The sequence below is a fragment of the Streptomyces caelestis genome, from assembly GCF_001279005.1.
GTDB classification, from domain to species: Bacteria; Actinomycetota; Actinomycetes; order Streptomycetales; family Streptomycetaceae; genus Streptomyces; species Streptomyces heliomycini.
Genome location: NZ_LGCN01000194.1, coordinates 62,657 through 83,830, shown reverse-complemented (window position 1 = coordinate 83,830; position 21,174 = coordinate 62,657). Strand labels below are relative to the sequence as shown.

The window sequence follows — 21,174 nt, the reverse complement described above, 5'->3', positions numbered from 1 at the left end:
CTGTGAAACGTCCCGCCCGCGTCAGGGCGTTGTTCGCGCTCGCCGTGATCGCCGCATCCGTGTTCATCGCCGTCACCGTTCCGGTCCGTCTGGGCCTGGATCTGCGGGGCGGCACCCAGATCGTGCTGGAGACCCGTTCCACCGAAACCGTGAAGGCCGACGGGGAGGCCACCGACCGCGCCCTGGAGGTGCTGCGCGGCCGGGTCGACGCGCTCGGTGTCGCCGAACCGGGCATCGTCCGCTCCGGGGACAACCGGATCATCGTCGAGCTGCCCGGCGTGCAGGATCCGCGCCAGGCCGCCGACGTCCTCGGCCGTACCGCGCAGCTGTCCGTGCACCCGGTGCTCGGCACCGCCACCGGGTCCGACGAGGCGCGGGCGGAGGGCGAACGCGTCCTGCCCGACGAGCAGTCCGGCGAGCGGCTGCGGCTGGCCGCCGCGTCGCTCACCGGCCAGGACGTGAAGGACGCGGAGGGCCGCTTCGACCCGCAGAGCGGTGCCGGCTGGCACGTCACCGTGGACTTCGAGGACGGCGAGGGCTGGGCGAAGCTGACCGGCGAGGCCGCCTGCCGTCCGGCGGGCGACCCGCAGCGCCGGGTCGCGATCGTGCTGGACGACAAGATCATCTCCTCACCGCAGGTCGACCCGTCCGTCGCCTGCGGCGCGGGCATCACCGGCGGGTCCACCCAGATCACCGGTTCCTTCACCAGCGACGAGGCCAAGGAGCTCGCCCTGCTGGTCAAGGGCGGCGCCCTGCCGGTGCCGGTCGAGACGGTGGAGCAGCGGACCGTGGGCCCGACGCTGGGCGCCGAGGCCATCGAGGCGAGCGCCTGGGCGGCCGTCGTCGGCACCGCGCTGACCGCGGTCTTCGTCATCGTCGTGTACCGGCTCATGGGGGTCCTCGCCACCCTGGCCCTGCTCTGCTACGGCCTGATCTCCTACGCCGGTCTGGCGGCCCTCGGCGCGACCCTGACCCTGCCCGGCCTCGCCGGTTTCGTGCTGGCCATCGGCATGGCCGTGGACGCCAACGTGCTGGTCTTCGAACGGGCCCGGGAGGAGTACGGCAAGCGCAACCGGCCCAGCGGCCGCTCGGCGCTGACCGCCGGGTTCAAGGGCGCCTTCAGCGCCATCGCGGACTCCAACGTCACCACGCTGATCGCGGCGGCGCTGCTGTTCCTGCTCGCCTCCGGCCCGGTCAAGGGCTTCGGTGTCACGCTGGGCATCGGTGTGCTCGCCTCCATGATCAGCGCCCTGGTGATCACCCGGGTGCTGGCCGAGTTCGCCGTGGCCCGCCGCTGGGTGCACCGCCGGCCGAAGGTCACCGGTCTGGCCTCCATCGGCCGGGTCCGCGCGTATCTCACCCGCCGCGACCCGCAGCTGATGCGGCGCCCGCGCCGCTGGCTGGCGGTGTCCGCCGTGGTGCTCGCCGTCGCCGGCGCGGGCGTCGTGGTGCGCGGGCTGAACTTCGGTGTGGAATTCACCGGCGGCCGCCTCATCGAGTACTCCACCGGCAGCACCGTCGACCCGGACCGGGCCCGCGAGGCCCTGGCCGACGCCGGCTTCCCGCAGGCGGTCGTGCAGTCCTCCGGCGAGGACAAGCTGACGGTGCGCACCGAGGAGCTGACCAACGCGGAGGCGGTCGAGGTGGCCGACGCCGTCGCGGAGGTCGGCGGCGGGGCGGAGAAGGTCCGCGACGAGCTGATCGGCCCGAGCCTCGGCGACGAGCTGCGGCGCAACGCGCTGATCGCGCTCGGCCTGGCCCTCGGCGCCCAGCTGCTGTACCTGGCCTTCCGGTTCCGCTGGATGTTCGGTACGGGGGCGGTGGCCGCCCTGGCGCACGACGTGGTGATCCTCACCGGCGTCTTCGCCTGGCTGGGCAAGCCGATCGACGGCGTGTTCCTGGCCGCGCTGCTCACCGTGATCGGTTACTCGGTGAACGACTCCGTGGTGGTCTTCGACCGGATCCGCGAACTGTGGCGCAAGGACGGCAAGGCGCCGTTGTCCCAGGTCACCAACCAGGCGATCCTGCAGACTGTGCCCCGTACGGTCAACACCGGCATCGGTGTGCTCTTCATCCTGGCCGCGCTGGCCCTGCTGGGCGGCGACTCGCTCACCGACTTCGCGCTCGCGCTGCTGATCGGCATGCTCGTGGGCACGTACTCGTCGGTCCTGACCGCCTCGCCGCTCGCCGTCGTGCTCGACGCGTACACCGGCGGCGGCAAGGGCGGCCGGGGTCGTGGCCGGAGCGGTTCCGGGCGGGCGAGGCCCGGCGCCGTGGAGCGCCCGGACCGGACCGAGGCCGCCGCGCGGGCACGGTAGGAGCGGACGGAGAACGGAAGGGGGGAGGGCCGCCCGTGCGGGCGGCCCTCCCCCTTCGCGCGGCATCGCCGCTACGCCACCACCGCCTCCCCCGGCCGCCGTGCGAACTGGGTGCGGTACAGCTCGGCGTAGCGGCCGTCGGCGGCCAGCAGCCGCTCGTGCGTGCCGCGTTCCACGATCCGGCCGGCCTCGACGACCAGGATGAGGTCGGCGGTGCGGACGGTGGACAGCCGGTGGGCGATCACCACCGCCGTCCTGCCCTCCAGCGCCTCCGTGAGCGCCTCCTGCACGGCCGCCTCGGAGGTGTTGTCCAGGTGTGCGGTGGCCTCGTCGAGGATGACCACGCGCTGGCGCGCCAGCAGCAGCCGGGCGATGGTCATCCGCTGGCGCTCCCCGCCGGAGAGCCGGTAGCCGCGTTCGCCGACCACCGTGTCCAGACCGTCGGGCAGGGACCGTACGAGGGCGTCGAGGCGGGCCCGGCGCAGGGCGTCCCACAGCTCGGACTCGTCGGCCTCCGGCCGGGCCAGGAGCAGGTTGGCGCGCACCGTGTCGTGGAAGAGGTGGCCGTCCTGGGTGACCATGCCGAGAGTGGCGCGCAGCGAGGCGGCGGTCAGGTCGCGGACGTCGACGCCGCCCACGCGTACGGCGCCGGAGTCGACGTCGTACAGCCGTGGCAGGAGCTGGGCGACGGTCGACTTGCCCGCGCCGGAGGAGCCGACGAGGGCGACGGTCTGCCCGGGTTCGGCGCGGAAGGAGACGCCGTGCAGGACTTCTTCACCGCCGCGCGCGTCGAGGGTGGCGACCTCCTCCAGGGAGGCCAGGGAGACCTTGTCGGCGGACGGGTAGCCGAAGCGGACGTCGTCGAACTCGACGGAGACCGGTCCCTCGGGCACCTCGCGCGCGTCGGGCCGCTCCCGGATCAGCGGTTCGAGGTCCAGGATCTCGAAGACCCGCTCGAAGCTGACCAGCGCGCTCATCACCTCCACCCGTGCCCCGGCGAGCGAGGTGAGCGGCGCGTACAGCCGGGTCAGCAGCAGCGCCAGCGCCACGACGGCGCCCGGCTCCAGGGTGCCGCCGAGGGCGAGCCGGCCGCCGAGGCCGTAGACCAGGGCGAGGGCGAGGGCGGAGACGAGGGTCAGCGCGGTGATGAACACCGTCTGCGCCGTGGCCGTACGCACGCCGATGTCCCGCACCCGGCGGGCGCGGACCGCGAACTCGGCGGACTCCTCCTCGGGACGTCCGAACAGCTTGACCAGGGTGGCGCCGGGTGCGGAGAACCGCTCGGTCATCCGGGTGCCCATGGCCGCGTTCAGGGCGGCCGCCTCGCGCTGCATGCCGGCCATGCGGCGGCCCATGCGGCGGGCCGGGAGCACGAACACCGGCAGCAGGACCAGCGCGAGCAGGGTGATCTGCCAGGACAGGGTGAGCATCACGGCGAGGGCGAGAACCAGGGTGACCAGGTTGCCGACCACGGTGGACAGGGTGTTGCTGAAGGCGCGCTGGGCGCCGATGACGTCGTTGTTGAGACGGGAGACGAGCGCTCCCGTACGGGTGCGGGTGAAGAACGCGACCGGCATCCGCTGTACGTGGTCGAAGACCGCGGTCCGCAGGTCGAGGATGAGTTCCTCGCCGAGGGCCGCCGACAGTCTGCGGCCGAGTACGCCGAGGGCCGCCTCCACGACCGCGATCAGCGCGATGAGCAGGGCCAGCCGGACCACCGTGGCCTCGTCGCCGGCGGAGACGATGGTGTCCATGACGCGCCCGGCGAGTACGGGGGTGGCGACGGCGAGCGCCGCGGTCGCCGTGCCGAGGAGCACGAACAGGATCAGACGGCGGCGGTGCGGGCGGGCGAAGGCTCCGATGCGGCGCAGCGTCGCCCTGCTGAGGGGGCGGTGCTCGTCCTCGGCGGTCATGACGCTGCGCAGTTGTGTCCACGCTGTGGTCTCCATGCTCATGCGGACGAAGGTAGGACCTCGAGCATGATTGAGGTCAAGGACGCTCCGGTCCCGATGCCCGGCCGTCAGTGGCGGTGGGCGGGGCCGCCGCGCCGGCCACGGCGGTGGCGCCGGCCTTCCGGGTCACCACGGTGTGACTGCCGCTGCCGCCGGGGGCGTCGACGCCGGGCGCGCTGGTCCGGCCGAAGGTGATCCGACCGGCGGAGCGGGGCCGGGCCGGTACGAACCGCCCCGCGGGATACGGCAGGATGAGCGATCGCGCCGACCGCGGGTCAGGGACGGCCGGCGCGACGTACATCCCGTAGAAACCAAGCAGGTGACGACACGTGACACGACTTCACATACGGCCGTCGGCCAGGGCGTTCGCCGGAGGTGGGCGGTGACCCGCGCGCTCACCGGCCACGACCTGGTGTACGCCGGCATCGCCCTCGCGGCCGGCCTGCTGGCGGCGTTCCTGCTGCGGGTGCTGCTGCGCCGGCTGGACCGACTGGCGGAGCGCACCAGTTGGCGCGGGGACGACGTCCTCGTGGACGCGCTGCGCATGATCGCGCCGTGGGCGGCGATCGCGGGCGGCGCCGCCTCCGCGGCGGCGGCGCTGCCGTTGACCCGCACCGTGCAGCACAACGTCAACCAGGTGCTGACGCTGATGGTCATCTTCGCCGCCACGATCTCGGCGGCCCGGGTGGTGGCGGGGCTGGTGCGCTCGGTCACCCAGTCCCGCTCCGGTGTCGCCGGGTCGGCGACCATCTTCATGAACATCACCCGGATCCTGGTCCTGGCGATCGGTTTCCTGGTGGGGCTGCAGACGCTGGGCATCTCGATCGCCCCGCTGCTCACCGCCCTGGGCGTCGGCGGTCTGGCGGTCGCGCTGGCGCTGCAGGACACGCTCGCCAACCTGTTCGCGGGCATCCACATCCTCGCCTCCAAGACCGTGCAGCCCGGGGACTACATCCAGCTGAGCAGCGGCGAGGAGGGCTACGTCGAGGACATCAACTGGCGCCAGACGACGGTCCGCAGCCTGTCCAACAACCTGGTGGTCATCCCGAACGCGCAGCTCGCCAAGACGAACATGACCAACTTCATGCGTCCCGAGCAGCAGCTGACCATCCTGGTGCAGGTCGGGGTGTCCTACGACAGCGACCTGGAGCAGGTGGAGCGGGTGACGAAGGAGGTCGTCGCCGAGGTGATGACGGAGATCACCGGCGCCGTGCCGGAGCACGAGCCCGCGGTGCGCTTCCACACCTTCGGGGACTCCCGCATCGGCTTCACCGTCATCCTGGGCGTCGGCGAGTTCAGCGACCAGTACCGGATCAAGCACGAGTTCATCAAGCGCCTGCACCGCCGCTACCGCGAGGAGGGCGTCCGCATCCCGTCGCCGGCGCGGACGGTGGCGCTCCAGCAGGGCTCCGTGGTCTTCCCCCGGCAGCGCGACACGGACTCCGCCCCGGACGACATGACCACCACCCGGCCGATCTGACCCCACCGTCCCGGATGACCTCCCGCCACGCCGGAAGGAGCGTGGCGGGAGCGAGGGTCCGCCTTCCGGATCCCGCCGGGGTCGCGGGGTCCGGCACGCGCTCCCCCCTGCCCGAAGGGCGCGGGTGGCGCCCACGGCGGCGCTGTCGGCGATTGCCTGGGCTCCGCCCTGACGCCCCCTCCGCCTCGCGGCCGCACGCTTCCCCCGCTCCCGGCTCCGCCCGGGCGGGGGGCCTCATCGCCCCCGCCCGGCCCGACCGCGAGGTGCCGTCGCCCGGAGCCGGCCCGGTCCGGGAGGAAGACCCTGGACCGGAAGTCGGCGCGGACCCCTGTCGAGCCCCGGTCGATCACGAGATATCTTGATGTCGAGCAATGTTGCAGACGTGGAGCGGAGCACCCGGTGACTGACTCGACCATCATCTATACGCACACTGACGAGGCCCCGGCCCTGGCGACGTATTCCTTCCTGCCGGTGGTCCAGGCGTACGCCTCGCAGGCGGGTGTCGCCGTGGAGACGCGTGACATCTCGCTGGCCGGGCGCATCATCGCCCTGTTCCCTGAGTACCTGGCCGAGGACCAGCGCATCCCGGACGCCCTCTCGGAGCTCGGTGAGCTGGCCAAGACTCCGGCGGCCAACATCATCAAGCTGCCGAACATCTCGGCGTCGATCCCGCAGCTCAAGGCCGCGATCGCCGAACTGCAGGGCCAGGGTTACGCGCTTCCGGCCTATCCGGACGACCCGAAGACCGACGAGGAGCGGGAGATCCGCGCCCGTTACGACAAGGTCAAGGGCTCGGCCGTCAACCCGGTGCTGCGCGAGGGCAACTCCGACCGCCGCGCACCCGCCTCGGTGAAGAACTACGCCAAGACCCACCCGCACCGCATGGGCGCCTGGAGCGCCGAGTCCAGGACCGACGTCGCCACCATGGGCGCGGACGACTTCCGCTCCACCGAGAAGTCGGTCGTCATCGCCGAGGACGGCGCGCTGCGCATCGAGCTCAAGGGCGACGACGGCACCACCACGGTGCTGCGCGAGTCCGTGCCCGTCCTGAAGGGCGAGGTCGTCGACGCCTCCGTGATGCGCGTCGCCGCGCTGCGCGAGTTCCTGACCGCGCAGGTCGCCCGCGCCAAGCAGGAGGGCGTGCTGTTCTCCGTGCACCTGAAGGCCACGATGATGAAGGTCTCCGACCCGATCGTCTTCGGCCACGTGGTGCGCGCCTTCTTCCCGAAGACGTTCGCGCGGTACGGCGACAAGCTCGCCGCGGCCGGCCTCACCCCGAACGACGGTCTGGGCGGCATCTACAAGGGTCTGGAGGCCCTGCCCGAGGGCGCCGAGATCAAGGCGTCCTTCGACGCGGAGCTCGCCGAGGGCCCTCAGCTGGCGATGGTCGACTCCGACAAGGGCATCACCAACCTGCACGTCCCCTCGGACGTCATCGTCGACGCCTCCATGCCGGCCATGATCCGCACCTCCGGCCACATGTGGGGCCCGGACGGCCAGGAGGCCGACACCCTCGCCGTCCTGCCGGACTCCAGCTACGCCGGCGTCTACCAGGCCGTGATCGAGGACTGCCGGGCCAACGGCGCCTACGACCCGTCCACCATGGGCTCGGTCCCGAACGTCGGTCTGATGGCGCAGAAGGCCGAGGAGTACGGCAGCCACGACAAGACCTTCGAGATCCCCACCACGGGCACGGTCCGCCTGGTCGACGGCAACGGCGACGCGGTCCTCGAGCAGGCCGTCTCCGCCGGTGACATCTTCCGCGCCTGCCAGACCAAGGACGCCCCGATCCGCGACTGGGTGAAGCTGGCCGTCACCCGCGCCCGCGCCACCGGCGACCCGGCGGTCTTCTGGCTGGACGAGGACCGCGCGCACGACGCCAACCTGATCGCCAAGGTGAAGCAGTACCTTTCGGAGCACGACACCGAGGGCCTGGACATCCGCGTCCTGAACCCGGTCGAGGCGACCAAGCTGTCGGTGGAGCGCATCCGCCGCGGCGAGAACACCATCTCGGTGACCGGCAACGTGCTCCGCGACTACCTCACCGACCTGTTCCCCATCCTGGAGCTGGGCACCAGCGCCAAGATGCTGTCGGTCGTCCCGCTGATGGCGGGCGGCGGCCTGTTCGAGACGGGCGCCGGCGGCTCCGCGCCGAAGCACGTGCAGCAGCTGGTCAAGGAGAACTACCTGCGCTGGGACTCCCTCGGTGAGTTCTTCGCGCTGGTGCCGTCCCTGGAGCAGTATGCCGAGGCCACGGGCAACACCCGGGCCAAGGTCCTCGCCGACACCCTCGACCGCGCCACGGCGACCTTCCTCAACGAGGACAAGTCCCCGACCCGTCGCGTCGGCGGCATCGACAACCGCGGCAGCCACTTCTACCTGTCCCTGTACTGGGCGCGGGAGCTAGCCGCGCAGAGCGACGACGCGAACCTGGCGAAGGCCTTCGCCCCGCTCGCCGAGACGCTCACCGCCAACGAGGCGAAGATCGTCGAGGAGCTGAACGCCGTCCAGGGCAAGCCCGCCGAGATCGGCGGCTACTACCAGCCCGACCCGGCCAAGGCCGCCGCGGTCATGCGCCCGTCCACCACGTGGAACGAGGCGCTGGCGTCCCTGAGCTGACGCGAGCGTCCCCCTTGGCGCTCCGCCCCGGCCGGCCATGTGCCCGGCCGGGGCGGAGCCGTCTCCGCCGCGTGGCGGCTCACCAGTCGCGCGGGGCGATGAGCTCCTCGACGTCGGCGTCGGCGAAGCCGTAGGCCCGGGCGACGAACCAGAACTCCTCGGCTATCTCTTCCCGGGCCACCGTCTCGATCTCACTGCCGGCCTCCACGAAGACGTCCTGGAGGTCATTGAACTCCTCGGTGGCGGCGTGGGTCAGGGCGTAGAGCGCGGCGAGGTCGGCGGGGCGGTCCGCCTCGATGCGCTCGCAGAGGGCGAGCAGGACGGCCCGGCCGCGGTCCACCACGTGGTCGGGGTAGTAGGCGTCCCGGTACAGGGCGCGCAGGAACGGGTGGGCGGTCACCTGTTCGTTGCTGATCGGCATGGTGGTCCTCGGTCCTTCGACGGTGGGCGTTGTCAGTGCCGTATGGCACGGTTGATCATGTCGTGAACCACTGACAATGCCTTTGGAGCACCTGCATGACCGATGTGTCGTCGTCCTTCGCGTTCCTCTCCGGTGATCCGGACTCCCCCGTGATCCTGCACGTGCCGCATTCCTCGCGGGAAATACCGGGGGACGTGCGTTCCGGGATCGTGCTGGACGGTGCCGGGCTGGAGCGGGAGCTCGATCACATCACCGACTCGCACACCGCGTCGATCGCCGAGGAGGCGGCCCGGGCGGCCGGCCTCACGCCGTGGCGGTTCGTGAACCGGCTGTCGCGGCTGGTCGTCGATCCCGAGCGGTTCCCGGACGAGCGGGAGGAGATGCTGGCCGTCGGGATGGGCGCGGTCTACACCCGGACCACGCACAAGGACGTGCTGCGGCCCGACGGTTTCGACCCCGAGCCGCTGATCGAGCGGTACTTCCGGCCGTACGCGCGGGCGATGACGGAAGCCGTCGCCGGCCGGCTCGCGGCGACCGGGCGGGCCGTGATCATCGACGTGCACTCGTATCCGAGCGCGCCGCTGCCCTACGAACTGCACGGCGACGGGCCGCGGCCGGAGGTCTGCCTGGGCACCGACTCCTTCCACACCCCGCCCGCGCTGCTCGACGCCGCCCGCGAGGCGTTCGCGCCGTGCGGGGAGACGGGACTGGACAGCCCGTTCGCCGGGACGTACGTACCGCTGGAGTTCTACGGCAAGCGGGCGGAGGTGTCCGCCCTGATGGTGGAGATCCGCCGGGACACCTACATGACCGAGCCGGGCGGCCCCGCGGGAGAGGGCCTGTCCCGCCTCGCCTCGGCACTCGCCACCCTGATCGACGCGGCTTCCCGCTGACACCGGCGGCCTCCGCCCCGCGTGCTCGGGACACCCGTGTCACGCGTCCGGGTCCGGGCCCGGACGGCGCCACGGGCCGGCGCGTCCCGCGCCGAAACGGCGGTCGGCACGGGACAGCCGCGGTGCGGGGCGCGGCGGCCCCGCACGTCGGCGTGTACGGCGCGGGGACGAGTCCTCCGAAGCCGCGGACCCGCCCCGGCCGGCTCGGGCGCAAAGCCACTCCGTGACGACGACGGCGCTGCGGGTGGACGTGGGTCGGCGCTCCGGCCCGCGGCCCCTGAGGACCTCCTCGGCCACCTCGACGTCCGGCGTCACCTCACCGGCGGCGAAGGCGAGCAGGCGCGGCACGTCCGTGGCGCCCGACCGGGATGGCGTCGGCCAGCGAGTCGAAGGTCGGCTCGGCCACGCGGGCGTCGAGGCCGCGCAGCGCGTGGCTCTGCCGATTGCTCAGCCCTCCGCGGCCGACGCGACGATCCGCCGCTGACGTGCGGTCCCGGACCGGTACCCCGCATACGGAGCTCCCCCCGATCGGCGGCCCCTCGAACGATCGAAGGGTCTCGCCCCACCGAAGTGGGGCGAGACCCTGATCGAGGCCGACGGCCCCTTGCACGTCGGGACGACAGGATTTGAACCTGCGACCCCTTGACCCCCAGTCAAGTGCGCTACCAAGCTGCGCCACGTCCCGATGCGGATCGCGCGGTGAACCGCGTGATCACGCAGGTCAACAGTACCTCATGTACACGGTGGCACGGGGACGGAGGTGCGCGGCCGACGGCGTACGCGCGGTCGGCGACGGGTGGACAGGGTGGTGTCGACGGCCGCGGTGAAGTCCGCCGTGCCGCCGGCGGCCTTGACCGTGCCCTGTGCGGAGACCGCCCGGGACCGGGCGGCACTCGGTGATGGCGACCGCTTCCTCCACGGTCACCGCCCGCACCCGTGAACCACGGTCGCGGATCCGCTCCACGAGCCCCTGGGACCCCGGCTCGATCAGCGCGGCCCGGATGCCGGCCCGGGGCACGCCGAACCGCTCGGCGAGCTCGTTCTCCACCAGCCGCTGCGCCGACGCCGTCTCGCCGTGCAGGATCGCCTCCCGCGGCTGCCCGGGCGCAAGCTGTTCGGCCCGCTCCCCGGTGCCCGGACGGGCTCGGTCCGGCATGGTCGCCCTCCCCGAGTGGGTGCCTGTCGAACGCGCACCCAGCCGGACAGGATGGTCGACCATTCCGTTCGCCGTATCGCGGGCACCACTTCCGGTGTGCGCATTGTCCTGTCAAAAGGTTGACATGACGCAGGATCCCCGCAGAGGGTGAGCGGACAGGACACGGACCGGGCCGGGAAAGAGGCTTTCATGGTGGATGCGCTGGGCGTCGCCGTCGTCGGATTCGGCTGGATGGGGCGGGTGCACACCCAGGCGTACGCACGCGTGCGGCACCACTATCCGCAGCTCGCCCTCCGTCCGGAGCTGGTCACGGTCGCCGAGGAGGTGCCGGGCCGGGCCGAGGAGGCCGCCGACCGGTTCGGGTTCGCCTCGACGACCCGCGACTGGCGGGAGGTGGCCGCCGATCCCCGGGTGCGGGCCGTCAGCATCACCGCCCCGAACTTCCTGCACCGCGAGATCGGTGTCGCGATGGCGGAGGCCGGCAAGCACATCTGGATCGAGAAGCCGGTGGGTCTGGGCGCGGACGACGCCCGCGCGGTCGCGGACGCGGTCGCCGGGGCCGGGGTCCAGGGGACGGTCGGCTTCAACTACCGCAACGCGCCCGCCGTGGAGGCGGCCCGCGAGCTGATCGCCTCCGGTGACATCGGCACCGTCACGCATGCCCGCATCCGTCTCTTCAGCGACTACGCGGCCCATCCCGAGGGTGCGTTGTCCTGGCGTTACGAGCGGAAGCGCGGGGGCAGCGGGGTGCTCGGCGACCTGGCCTCGCACGGTGTGGACCTGGCCCGTTTCCTGCTCGGCGACATCGCCTCGCTGACCGCGGACACGGCGGTCTTCCTGCCCGAGCGGGCCCGTCCCTCGGGCGCCACGGCCGGTCACTCCCGCGCGGCCGGCGGTGAACTCGGCCCGGTGGAGAACGAGGACTACGTCAGCTGTCTGCTGCGGTTCGCCTCCGGTGCGCGCGGGGTGCTGGAGGCCTGCCGGGTGTCGGTCGGCGAGCAGAACAACTACGGCTTCGAGGTGCACGGCACCGAGGGGGCGGTGTTCTGGGACTTCCGCCGGATGAACGAACTGGGCGTCAGCCGGGGGACCGGCTACCAGGACCAGCCCGTCAGCACGGTCCACGTCGGCCCGGGGCACGGGGAGTTCGGGGCGTTCCAGCCGGGGGCGGCGAACGCCATGGGGTACGACGATCTGAAGGTGATCGAGGCGTACCGGTTCCTGCGCTCCGTCGCGGAGGGGGTTCCCTACGGGGCGGGGCTCGCGGACGCGGTGCACAGTGCGGTGGCGCTGGACGCGATGGCGCGGTCGGCGGAGAGCGGGGCCTGGGTGGCGCTCTGACCTTTCCTCGCCCCCGCCGCCCCTTCCCTCCCCGTCCCCGGGGGCTGCGCCCCCAGACCCCCATGCGCAGTTCCCCGCGCCCCTATGAGGGGCGCGGGGAACTGCGCGAACAGCCCCCACCCACCCGCACGTCGGGGTCAAAGGGGCAGCGCCCCTTGAAGGACGGTGGGGAGGGAAAGGGCGGCGGGGGCGAAGAGAAAGCGGTCACTCCGCCCGGGCGTTCTCGCGCCGGCCCAGCCACACCTTCACCGGCACCAGCCACCACCACATGGCGGCGGGACCGATGGCCAGGGCGAGCGGGACGGTCACCAGGAACACCGCCACCGTCGCCCCCAGGTCGACGGCGTAGAGCAGCTCGTCCCGCGCGGGTGCGGCTCCGCCGCGCAGCCAGGGGCGCCGGGCGACGAGGACGGCCAGCGCCAGGTGGACGGCGCCGAGCGAGGCCACCGCCACCGCGTAGACGATCACCGAGGCGCGTTCGTCGCCGTACTCGGAGACCAGCGCGGTCGGGAACGGCAGCAGTGCCGCGAGGCCCAGACCGAGCAAGGTCAGCGAGATCACCTGCCCGTCCACCTGCCGGACCGTGCGGAAGATCGCCCGGTGGTCGCGCCAGAAGCCGCCCAGCACCGCCAGACTGATCCCGTAGGCGCCCAGGTCGGGCAGCGTGTCGCTCAGGGCCTGATGGAACTCCTCGGAGCCCAGCCCCTGCGGCACGGAGATGTCCAGGACCAGCAGGGTGATGGCGATGGCGAACACGCCGTCGGCGAGCGTGATCAGCCGCTCGGGCCCGCCTTCCGGGGTCGGATTCCTCATGCGCACGACGGTAGGCAGATCCGGCCCGCAGCACGGAGTTACACGCCCGGCCGTCACCCCGCCGCCGTCGGGGGCGGCATGTTGTAGGGGGTCACCACCTGGACGGCCGAGGGCAGGGTGGGGCCTGCGGGCGGCAGGGCGCCGTGGGCGCGCATCACCAGGTGGCAGGCTTCGCGCAGGTCGTGCCGCAGATCGTGGTGAAGCACGGCGGACAGCCGGTGCTCGCGCAGCAGCCGGGTGTTGTCGTGGTCGAGGTCGTGCGCCACGAACACCGCGCACTCGCGTCCGGCGTCCTCGAAGGCGCGCAGGGTGGCGATGTTGCCGCCGCCGATCGAGTAGACCGCCCGGATCTCCGGGTCGCGTTCCAGGGCGGCCCGGACCAGGTCGTACTGGGTGGCGTCCAGGCCCTGCCCCTCGGCGATCTCGACGAGGCTCCGCCCGGGGTGCCGGACGCGCATGGTGGCGCGAAAGCCCATCTCGCGCTCCTCCTCGTTGCGGAAGGAGCCGCTGGAGAGGCTGGTGAGCACATTGCCGGGGCGGTCGCCCAGCCACTGCCCCACGAGGTGGGCGGCGGTCGCGCCCGCGGCGCGGTTGTCGCTGCCGACGTGACCGATCCGGGCGCTCGCGGGCAGGTCCGTCACCAGGGTCACCACCGGGACGCCGGCCGCCGCGAGCCGGCCGACGGCCGCGGTGACCTCGGGGACGTCGGGCGCCTTGAGGAGGACGCCCTGGGAGCCGCGCCGGCCGATCCGGTCCAGGACGGCGACCAGTTCGCCCGCCGGGCCGGTCTCCCGGAAGTGGAAGCGGGAGCGGACCACCGCCGGGTGCAGGGAGGGCAGTTCGGCCTCCAGGGCGGCCCTCACGGCGGTGGAGAACCGCTCCGGCGACTGCATCACGATGTCCACCATGAAGGTCCGGCCGACCAGCCGGACCTGGGTGCGCTGCCGGTCCAGGTCGGCGATCGCCCGGTGCACCTCCCGCGCGGTGCTCTCCCGCACTCCGCCCCGGCCGTTGAGGACCCGGTCCACCGTGGCCTCGCTCAACCCGGCCTGACGTGCGATTTCCCGGATCGGGAAGGGATGGCCCACATCCGCTCCTGAGGGGTTTTTGATGGCTTGCTGCTGGTTGTCCGAAGGCTTTGTGCTGACAAGAATGACATCAGCCGCGTCGCTCCGTGACCCGAAGGGACGGCCCCATGTCCGCCTCCGCTTACCCGCAGACGCCCGCGCCGGCCGCCCGGCTGTCCGAGCAGGACTGCGACCTGGACGCCTTCCGCGCCCTGGTGGAGCAGCCGACCGTTCTCGCCGACCACCCGCACGCCAGTGCCGTGGAGCGGAACGTACCGCTGTACGACGCCGACCGGCTCGCCCTCGCCGACCGCCGTGCCGTCCAGGCCGAGCTGGTGCGCGCGTTCGCGGACGGCCCCGGCATCGTGGTGATCCGCGGTGCCTTCGCCGACCCGGCCGTGGTGGACCGGACCACCGCCGTGTTCGACGCCCTGATCGCCGAGCAGCGCGCCTCGGGCGCCGGCGCCGGCGACCACTTCGCCAGGCCGGGCGCCAACGACCGGGTGTGGAACGCCCTGGAGAAGGCGGCCCTGTACGATCCCGAGGCGTTCGCCGACTACTACGGCAACGAGACGATCGCCCTGGTCTCCTCGGCCTGGCTCGGCCCCGGCTACCAGGTCACCTCCCAGGTCAACGTGGTCAACCCGGGCGGCGCGGCGCAGACCGCGCACCGCGACTACCACCTCGGCTTCCTCTCCAACGAGGCCGCCGCCGCCTACCCGGCGCACGTGCACCGCCTCTCCCCCGTGCTCACCCTCCAGGGCGCGGTGGCGCACTGCGACATGCCCGTCGAGTCCGGTCCCACGCTGTACCTGCCGCACTCGCAGAAGTACGAGCCGGGCTACCTCGCCTGGCGACTGCCGGAGTTCCGGGCGTACTTCGAGGAGCACCACGTGCAACTTCCCCTGGCCAAGGGCGACGCGGTGTTCTTCAACCCGGCCCTGTTCCACGCCGCCGGCGCCAACCACTCGGCGGACGTCCGGCGCACGGCCAACCTGCTCCAGGTGTCCTCGGCGTTCGGCCGGGCGATGGAGACGGTGGACCGCGAGGCCGTGGCGGGCGCCGTCTACCCGGTGCTCCTCAGGCGCAAGGCCGAGGGCGCCGGCGAGCGGTGGCTGGAGAACGTGATCGCGGCGAGCGCCGAGGGCTACCCCTTCCCCACCAACCTCGACAGCGACCCGCCGGTCGAGGGCCTGGCCCCGCCCTCGCAGGCCGACGTCGTACGCCGCGCCCTGCGCGAGGGGTGGACCGCCCGGGCCCTGCGGGACGCACTGCGGGCCGGCGCCAAGCGGCGCGAGAGCTGAGAGGAACCCGGTCACCGGCATGGGACTCCTCGACGACAAGGTCGTCCTCGTCAACGGCGGCAGCCAGGGCGTCGGCGCGGCCGTCGCGCGGGCCGCGGGCCGCGAGGGCGCGGTCGTGGCCGTGAGCGGGCGGCGCCCGGAGCCGGGTGAGGCGCTGGCGGCCGAACTGGCCGCCGCGGGCGGCCAGGCGATGTTCGTACGGGCCGACCTGACGGACGCCGAGCAGGCCACGGCATGTGTCGCACGGGTGGTGGAGGCGCACGGGCGGGTCGACTGCCTGGTGAACTCCGCGGGCCTGACCTCGCGCGGAACGCTGCTCGACACCACACCCGAACTGTTCGACCAGCACATCGCGATCAACCTCAGGGCGCCGTTCTTCGCCATGCAGGCCGCCGTCGCCGACATGGTGCGGCGCGCGGCGCCCGGCACGGTCGTCAACGTCATCACCTCGTCTGCGCACGGCGGGCAGCCGTTCCTGGCGCCGTACGTCGCCGCGAAGGCGGGGCTCATCGGCCTCACCAGGAACGCGGCGCACGCCCACCGCTGGGACCGGATCCGGATCAACGGCCTGAACATCGGCTGGACCGCCACCGAGGGCGAGGACGCCACCCAGCGCGCCTTCCACGGCGCCGGGGACGACTGGCGCGAACAGGCCGCCGCGCGGCTGCCGATGGGCAGGCTCGGCCAGCCGGACGAGATCGCCGACTTCGTGGTCCTGTTGCTCTCCGACCGTTCCGGGGTGGTCACCGGCTCCGTGATCGACTGGGACCAGAACGTCCTCGGCGGCCTCGACTGACCTCCCCGCACGCCCCGCACGCCCCACACGCCCCACTCGTACGAACCCGCAAGCAAGGAGCACCGTCCCCCATGCGCATCGGAATCCTCGGCCTCGGCCGTATCGGCGCCTTCCACGCCGAGACCCTCACCGGGCTCGGCGCCGTCGAGTCCCTCGTCGTCTCCGACCCGTTCACGGACGCCGCGAAGGCCGCCGCCGAACGGTTCGGCGCCGAGGTCGCGGACTCCCCCGAGGCGTTGCTCGCCGCCGGGGTGGACGGTGTGGTCGTCGCCGCCGCGACCGACGCGCACCCGGCGCTGATCCTGGCCTGTGTGGAGGCGGGCGTGCCCGTCTTCTGCGAGAAGCCGGTGGCCCGCACCATGGCCGAGGGCGTGGCGGTGCTGAAGGCGGTCGAGGGCCGTGGCGTGCCGATCCAGATCGGCTTCAACCGCCGTTTCGACGCGGGCTTCGCCGCCGCGCGGGCGGCCGTACGGAGCGGGGAGCTGGGCACGCTGCACACCGTGCGCTCGACCACGCTGGACCCGGCGCCCCCGCCGGCCGCGTACGTCGCCGCGTCCGGGGGCATCTTCCGGGACTGCTCGGTGCACGACTTCGACATCATCCGCTGGGTGACCGGCCGCGAGGTGACCGAGGTGTACGCGGCCGGCGGCAACCGGGGCGCCGACTACATCAGGGAGGCGGGCGACGCCGACACCACCGGCGCGGTCCTCACCCTGGACGACGGCACTCTCGCCGTGGTCTCCAACAGCCGCCACAACGGCCGGGGGCACGACGTCCGCATGGAGATCCACGGCTTCGCGGACTCCATCGCGGTGGGTCTGGAGGACAGGCTGCCGCTGCGGTCGGTGGAGCCGGGCACGACCTTTCCGGCGGGCACCCCGCACGACTTCTTCATGGACCGGTTCACGGCCGCCTACCGTGCCGAGCTGGCCGTGTTCACCGAGGTCGTGGCCGGTACCCGCCCCTCGCCGTGCACGGTCGCGGACGCCCTGGAGGCGGGCTGGATCGCCGAGGCGTGCACACTGTCGCTGCACGAGCACCGTCCCGTCACCATCGAGGAGGTACGGCGGACATGAGCGAGTCCGGCCGGGAACCCCTGCGCATCGGAATCCTGGGAGCCGCGCGGATCACCGAGCGCTCCCTCGTCGCCCCGGCCCGGGCGGGCGGCCACCGCCTGGTCGCGGTGGCCGCCCGCGACCGCTCCCGCGCGGAGGCGTTCGCCTCGGCCCACGGCGTGGAGCGGACCCTCGGCTCGTACGCCGAACTGCTGGCCGACCCCGAGGTCGACGTGGTCTACAACCCGCTCGCCAACGGTCTGCACGGCCCGTGGAACCTGGCGGCGCCGGCGGCCGGCAAGCACGTCCTGAGCGAGAAGCCGTCGGCGAGCAACGCGACGGAGGCGGAGGAGGTGCGGGAGGCGGCGGCGAGGTCCGGCACGGTCTTCATGGAGGCCTTCCACTATCTGTTCCATCCGGTCACCCGGCGGCTGCACGAACTGCTGGCCTCCGGTGAGCTGGGCGAACTCCGCCGTGTGGAGGCCATGGTGGCGACCCCCGCCCCCGAGGCGGCCGACCCGCGCTGGTCGCTGTCCCTGGCCGGCGGGGCCCTGATGGACCTCGGCTGCTACGGCGTGCACGCGCTGCGCATGCTCGCCCCCTGGGCGGGCGGCGCCCCGCGCCTGCTGTCCGCGCGGGCCGGTGAGCGGGAGGGGGCGCCGGGCGTGGACGAGTGGCTGGACGCCGGCCTGGAGTTCCCGTCCGGCGCGACGGGCGGCGTCCGCTGCCACATGGCGTACGACCGGCTGGAGATGAGCATGCGGGTCGTCGGCAGCCGGGGCGAGGCGACGGCCCCGAACTTCGTGCTCCCGCAGCGGGACGACCGCATCGTCGTCCGCACTCCGGACGGCGAACGCACGGAACACCTCGGCACCCGGTCGTCGTACACGTACCAACTGGAGGCGTTCGCCGCCCGGGTGCGCGAGGGCGTGGCGCTCCCGCTGGACGCGGACGACGCGGTGGCGACGATGCGGCTGATCGACGCGTGCTACGAGGCCGCCGGGCTCGGCCCGCGGCCCCGTACGGCGCTCGGTGGCTGAGGCGCCCCAGGGCACGCACGGATACGGCCGCCCCCCGAGGAGCGGCCGTATCGCGCGGCGTCAGCGGTACAGCGCCGGTTTCTCCACGAGGTCGACCTCCACCCGGCCGCCCTCCTCCAGCGCCCGTACCCCCGCCTCGCAGACGGCCGCCGCGGCGTAGCCGTCCCAGGTGCTGGGGCCGGTGACCTCACCGCGGCGGGTGGCGTCGACCCAGGTCCGGATCTCGTCGTCGTAGGCCTGGGCGAAGCGGTCGGTCCAGTCCTGGGCGATGGCGCCGCCCCAGTGGCCGGCCTCGTCGGTGACCAGGGCGTGGCCTTCGCCGATGCGGGCGGTGCCGCGTTCGCAGACCACCTCGGCCCGCACCTGGTAGCCGAAGCCGCAGTTGACGAAGATCTCCACGTCGGAGAGCGCGCCGCCGTCGGTCTCCAGGACGACGAACTGCGGGTCCCGCAGTCCGTCGGGGGCGCCGGAGGAGGGGGTGGGGCACAGCACCGTCACGGCGGTGATCTCGTGGCCGAGGAGCCAGCGGGTGGCGTCGACCTCGTGGGCGACGGAGTCGCTGATGAGCATCGCACTGGTGAAGAAGGACGGGCCGGCCACGTTGCGGTGGCGGTTGTGCAGCATCAGCGGGCGGCCCAGCCGGCCGGTCTCCAGCAGGGCCTTCAACTCCGCGTACTCGGCGTCGTAGCGGCGCATGAAGCCGACCTGGACCCTGCGGTGGCCGAGGGCCTGTTCGGCTTCCATGACGCGCAGCGCGGAGGCCGCGTCGGGGGTGAGCGGCTTCTCGCACAGGACGGGCAGGTCGTGCTCGAACGCGGCGAGCAGGGCGGCCTCGTGGGCCGGTCCCGGGGAGGCGACGAGTACGGCGTCGACGTCGGCCGCCGCCATCGCGGCGGCCGGGTCGGTGTGGGCGGTGCAGCCGTCGACGCCCGCGGCGACGGCCCGGGCCCGTTCGGCGTCGATGTCCACGACGGCGGTGACCCGCGCGCCGCTGACGACCCGGTCGATACGGCGTACGTGGTCCGCGCCCATGCGGCCGGCGCCGATGACGGCGATGCCGAGCGGTTCGCGCCGGTTCATCTCTCGCCTCCCCTCCGGGTGGTCAGGCGCCGCAGGAGCGGAGGAACCTGCGGGTGCGGACGGCGATCGGCAGCGGCTTGTCCGGCTCGCAGGGGTACATGTCCTGCTCGACGATGGCGAACAGGTCCACGCCCAGTTCCTGCGCGGCCGTGAGCACCGGGCCCAGGTCGGGGACGCCGGCGGGCGGTTCGCACATCACCCCGCGCTGCACGGCCGGCCCGAACGGGACCCCGTTCTCGACGACGTCGGCGAGGATCTCCGGGTCGACCTGCTTGAGGTGGAGGTAGCCGATGCGTTCGCCGTAGGTCTCGATCAGCTTGACGCTGTCGCCGCCGCAGTAGGCGTAGTGGCCGGTGTCCAGGCAGAGGTTGACCAGGCCGGAGTCGGTCGAGTCGAGGAAGCGCTCGACGTGCTCCTCGGTGTCGATGTGGGTGTCGGCGTGCGGGTGGACGACGATGTCCAGGCCGTACGCGTCCTTCACCTCCCGGCCGAGGCGTTCCATGCCCTTGGTGAGGTGGCCCCACTGCTCGGTGGTGAGCTCCGGGGCTTCGAGGATCTCGGCGGTCTTGTCGTCGCGCCAGAAGGACGGGATGACGACGAGGTGCTTGGCGCCCATGTCCCGGGTGAGCGCGGCGACCCGGCCGACCTGCTCCCAGGTGGCGTCCCATGCGGACGGGCCGCGGTGCAGCCCGCAGAAGATGGTGCCGGCGGAGACCTTGAGGTCGCGCTTCTTCACCTCGTCGCGAAGGCGCGCCGGGTCGGTGGGGAGGTAGCCGTAGGGGCCGAGTTCGATCCAGGAGTAGCCGGCCTCGGCGACCTCGTCGAGGAAGCGCTGCCAGGGCACCTGCTGCGGGTCGTCGGGGAACCAGACGCCCCAGGAGTCGGGGGCGGAACCGACCCGGATGCGGTCGAGCGCGACTGCCATGTCAGGACTTTCCTTCCGGAGTTGCGGCCACGGGGGCCTGGAGGTCGCCCTCCTCGGGGAGTTCCTCGGTGTCGACGCCGCCGACCTGCGCCAGCTCGTGCTTGAGGGCGGCCAGTTCGGCGCCCCCGGCCATGTGGTTGGTCAGCTCCTCGAGGCCGACCTCGCCGCGGTCGGCGCTGAGTTCCATGGTGCCCAGGCGCAGCACGCTGAAGTGGTCGCCGACCATGTAGGCGTGGTGCGGGTTGTGGGTGATGAAGATGACGCCCAGGCCGCGGTCGCGGGCCATCGCGATGTACTTCAGGACCACGCCGGACTGCTTGACGCCGAGGGCGGCGGTCGGCTCGTCCAGGATCAGCACCCGCGCGCCGAAGTAGACGGCGCGGGCGATGGCGACGCACTGGCGCTGGCCGCCGGAGAGCGTGCCGATGGGCTGTTCCAGGTCGTCCAGGACGATGCCCATGTTGCGCAGTTCCTCGTCCGCGGTCCGCTTCATCCGGTCGATGTCGAGGCGGCGGACGGGCCAGGGCCCCTTGGTCATCTCGGAGCCGAGGAAGAAGTTCCGCCACACCGGCATCAGGGGGACGACCGCGAGGTCCTGGTAGACGGTGGCGATGCCCTTGTCGAGGGCCTCGCGCGGGGTGGAGAACCGCACGGGCTCGCCGTCGACGAGGAACTCGCCCTCGGTGTGCTGGTGCAGCCCGGAGATGATCTTGATCAGGGTGGACTTGCCGGCGCCGTTGTCGCCGAGGACGCAGGTCACCTTGGAGGGGTGGACGGTGAGGTCGACGCCGTGCAGGGCGCGGATGTTGCCGTAGGACTTGCCGGCGGAGCGGAGCTCGATCAGGGGGCGGTCGCCGTCGGGCGCGGTGTCCTCGCGGACGGAGCCGTGGGCGCCGGTGGTCTTGTCGGTCATT

At 72.8% G+C, this 21,174-nt stretch carries 17 protein-coding genes, 1 tRNA gene and 1 pseudogene; 10 read left to right on the top strand and 9 right to left on the bottom strand.

Annotated features, from left to right (window positions below):
* Positions 1-2 precede the first annotated feature (2 nt).
* Positions 3-2,318: a protein translocase subunit SecD gene (gene secD / locus ADK41_RS17315; protein WP_051843365.1), complete on the top strand. Its 2,316-nt coding sequence runs from the start codon at positions 3-5 to the stop codon at positions 2,316-2,318.
* 71 nt (positions 2,319-2,389) lie between these two features.
* Here secD and ADK41_RS17310 read toward each other — a convergent pair whose 3' ends face one another.
* Complete coding sequence (locus ADK41_RS17310) at positions 2,390-4,273, bottom strand: ABC transporter ATP-binding protein (protein ID WP_030831197.1); 1,884 nt, start codon at positions 4,271-4,273, stop codon at positions 2,390-2,392.
* Between the two features lie 379 nt (positions 4,274-4,652).
* On the opposite strand from ADK41_RS17310, the gene ADK41_RS17300 reads away from it, so the two are divergent.
* Positions 4,653-5,750: a mechanosensitive ion channel family protein gene (locus ADK41_RS17300; protein ID WP_030831192.1), complete on the top strand. Its 1,098-nt coding sequence runs from the start codon at positions 4,653-4,655 to the stop codon at positions 5,748-5,750.
* Positions 5,751-6,149: 399 nt separating this feature from the next.
* The gene (locus ADK41_RS17295) at positions 6,150-8,369 is read left to right on the top strand and encodes an NADP-dependent isocitrate dehydrogenase (RefSeq protein WP_030831189.1); all 2,220 of its coding nucleotides are present in this window, start codon (positions 6,150-6,152) and stop codon (positions 8,367-8,369) included.
* Between the two features lie 79 nt (positions 8,370-8,448).
* Here ADK41_RS17295 and ADK41_RS17290 read toward each other — a convergent pair whose 3' ends face one another.
* The gene (locus ADK41_RS17290) at positions 8,449-8,790 is read right to left on the bottom strand and encodes a DUF5713 family protein (RefSeq protein WP_030831188.1); all 342 of its coding nucleotides are present in this window, start codon (positions 8,788-8,790) and stop codon (positions 8,449-8,451) included.
* Positions 8,791-8,885: 95 nt separating this feature from the next.
* Here ADK41_RS17290 and ADK41_RS17285 point away from each other — a divergent pair, with 95 nt between their 5' ends.
* Both ADK41_RS17285 and ADK41_RS17280 read left to right on the top strand, forming a co-directional pair.
* Complete coding sequence (locus tag ADK41_RS17285; protein WP_030831186.1) at positions 8,886-9,683, top strand: N-formylglutamate amidohydrolase; 798 nt, start codon at positions 8,886-8,888, stop codon at positions 9,681-9,683.
* Positions 9,684-9,906: 223 nt separating this feature from the next.
* On the top strand, positions 9,907-10,167 hold the full coding sequence (locus ADK41_RS17280) for a hypothetical protein (protein ID WP_030831183.1): 261 nt from the start codon (positions 9,907-9,909) through the stop codon (positions 10,165-10,167).
* A 127-nt stretch (positions 10,168-10,294) separates the two neighbouring features.
* Here the strand turns inward: ADK41_RS17280 and ADK41_RS17275 are convergent.
* Both ADK41_RS17275 and ADK41_RS17270 read right to left on the bottom strand, forming a co-directional pair.
* Positions 10,295-10,368: transfer RNA gene (locus ADK41_RS17275), tRNA-Pro, on the bottom strand.
* 183 nt (positions 10,369-10,551) lie between these two features.
* Positions 10,552-10,839: pseudogene (locus ADK41_RS17270) on the bottom strand (GntR family transcriptional regulator); the annotation flags it as partial.
* A gap of 189 nt (positions 10,840-11,028) precedes the next feature.
* Here ADK41_RS17270 and ADK41_RS17265 point away from each other — a divergent pair.
* Complete coding sequence (locus ADK41_RS17265; RefSeq protein ID WP_030831177.1) at positions 11,029-12,180, top strand: Gfo/Idh/MocA family protein; 1,152 nt, start codon at positions 11,029-11,031, stop codon at positions 12,178-12,180.
* Between the two features lie 204 nt (positions 12,181-12,384).
* Here ADK41_RS17265 and ADK41_RS17260 read toward each other — a convergent pair whose 3' ends face one another.
* The gene (locus tag ADK41_RS17260; protein WP_234318937.1) at positions 12,385-12,993 is read right to left on the bottom strand and encodes a TMEM175 family protein; all 609 of its coding nucleotides are present in this window, start codon (positions 12,991-12,993) and stop codon (positions 12,385-12,387) included.
* Between the two features lie 53 nt (positions 12,994-13,046).
* Entirely contained in the window at positions 13,047-14,081 is a 1,035-nt protein-coding gene (locus ADK41_RS17255) for a LacI family DNA-binding transcriptional regulator (protein WP_030831172.1), read from the bottom strand.
* 107 nt (positions 14,082-14,188) lie between these two features.
* Between ADK41_RS17255 and ADK41_RS17250 the strand changes: the two genes are divergently transcribed.
* The 4 genes from ADK41_RS17250 (at position 14,189) to ADK41_RS17235 (ending at position 18,255) form a co-directional block, all read left to right on the top strand.
* Positions 14,189-15,364, top strand: a complete 1,176-nt coding sequence (locus ADK41_RS17250) for a phytanoyl-CoA dioxygenase family protein (protein ID WP_030831169.1) — start codon at positions 14,189-14,191, stop codon at positions 15,362-15,364.
* A gap of 19 nt (positions 15,365-15,383) precedes the next feature.
* A complete protein-coding gene (locus ADK41_RS17245) occupies positions 15,384-16,160 on the top strand; it encodes an SDR family oxidoreductase (RefSeq protein ID WP_030831167.1) in 777 nt (258 codons plus the stop codon).
* 71 nt (positions 16,161-16,231) lie between these two features.
* The gene (locus ADK41_RS17240; RefSeq protein WP_030831165.1) at positions 16,232-17,236 is read left to right on the top strand and encodes a Gfo/Idh/MocA family protein; all 1,005 of its coding nucleotides are present in this window, start codon (positions 16,232-16,234) and stop codon (positions 17,234-17,236) included.
* Entirely contained in the window at positions 17,233-18,255 is a 1,023-nt protein-coding gene (locus tag ADK41_RS17235) for a Gfo/Idh/MocA family protein (protein WP_030831163.1), read from the top strand. The genes ADK41_RS17240 and ADK41_RS17235 overlap by 4 nt, the downstream gene beginning before the upstream one ends.
* Positions 18,256-18,315: 60 nt before the next feature.
* On the opposite strand, the gene ADK41_RS17230 is transcribed toward ADK41_RS17235, so the two are convergent.
* Genes ADK41_RS17230 through ADK41_RS17220 form a run of 3 tightly spaced genes read right to left on the bottom strand, consistent with a single transcriptional unit; the run spans position 18,316 to position 21,173 of the window.
* The gene (locus ADK41_RS17230) at positions 18,316-19,335 is read right to left on the bottom strand and encodes a Gfo/Idh/MocA family protein (RefSeq protein WP_030831161.1); all 1,020 of its coding nucleotides are present in this window, start codon (positions 19,333-19,335) and stop codon (positions 18,316-18,318) included.
* Positions 19,336-19,357: 22 nt separating this feature from the next.
* A complete protein-coding gene (locus tag ADK41_RS17225; RefSeq protein ID WP_030831158.1) occupies positions 19,358-20,260 on the bottom strand; it encodes a sugar phosphate isomerase/epimerase family protein in 903 nt (300 codons plus the stop codon).
* Position 20,261: 1 nt separating this feature from the next.
* Positions 20,262-21,173: an ATP-binding cassette domain-containing protein gene (locus ADK41_RS17220; RefSeq protein WP_030831155.1), complete on the bottom strand. Its 912-nt coding sequence runs from the start codon at positions 21,171-21,173 to the stop codon at positions 20,262-20,264.
* Between the last annotated feature and the right edge of the window lies 1 nt (position 21,174).

Coding starts and splice junctions, on each gene's coding strand:
- ADK41_RS17285 (WP_030831186.1), top strand. CDS start 8,886: ATGACCGATGTGTCGTCGTCCTTCGCGTTCCTCTCCGGTGATCCGGAC.
- ADK41_RS17250 (WP_030831169.1), top strand. CDS start 14,189: ATGTCCGCCTCCGCTTACCCGCAGACGCCCGCGCCGGCCGCCCGGCTG.
- ADK41_RS17240 (WP_030831165.1), top strand. CDS start 16,232: ATGCGCATCGGAATCCTCGGCCTCGGCCGTATCGGCGCCTTCCACGCC.
- ADK41_RS17290 (WP_030831188.1), bottom strand. CDS start 8,790: ATGCCGATCAGCAACGAACAGGTGACCGCCCACCCGTTCCTGCGCGCC.
- ADK41_RS17220 (WP_030831155.1), bottom strand. CDS start 21,173: ATGACCGACAAGACCACCGGCGCCCACGGCTCCGTCCGCGAGGACACC.
- ADK41_RS17235 (WP_030831163.1), top strand. CDS start 17,233: ATGAGCGAGTCCGGCCGGGAACCCCTGCGCATCGGAATCCTGGGAGCC.
- ADK41_RS17260 (WP_234318937.1), bottom strand. CDS start 12,993: ATGAGGAATCCGACCCCGGAAGGCGGGCCCGAGCGGCTGATCACGCTC.
- ADK41_RS17230 (WP_030831161.1), bottom strand. CDS start 19,335: ATGAACCGGCGCGAACCGCTCGGCATCGCCGTCATCGGCGCCGGCCGC.
- ADK41_RS17310 (WP_030831197.1), bottom strand. CDS start 4,273: ATGAGCATGGAGACCACAGCGTGGACACAACTGCGCAGCGTCATGACC.
- ADK41_RS17265 (WP_030831177.1), top strand. CDS start 11,029: ATGGTGGATGCGCTGGGCGTCGCCGTCGTCGGATTCGGCTGGATGGGG.
- ADK41_RS17225 (WP_030831158.1), bottom strand. CDS start 20,260: ATGGCAGTCGCGCTCGACCGCATCCGGGTCGGTTCCGCCCCCGACTCC.
- ADK41_RS17245 (WP_030831167.1), top strand. CDS start 15,384: ATGGGACTCCTCGACGACAAGGTCGTCCTCGTCAACGGCGGCAGCCAG.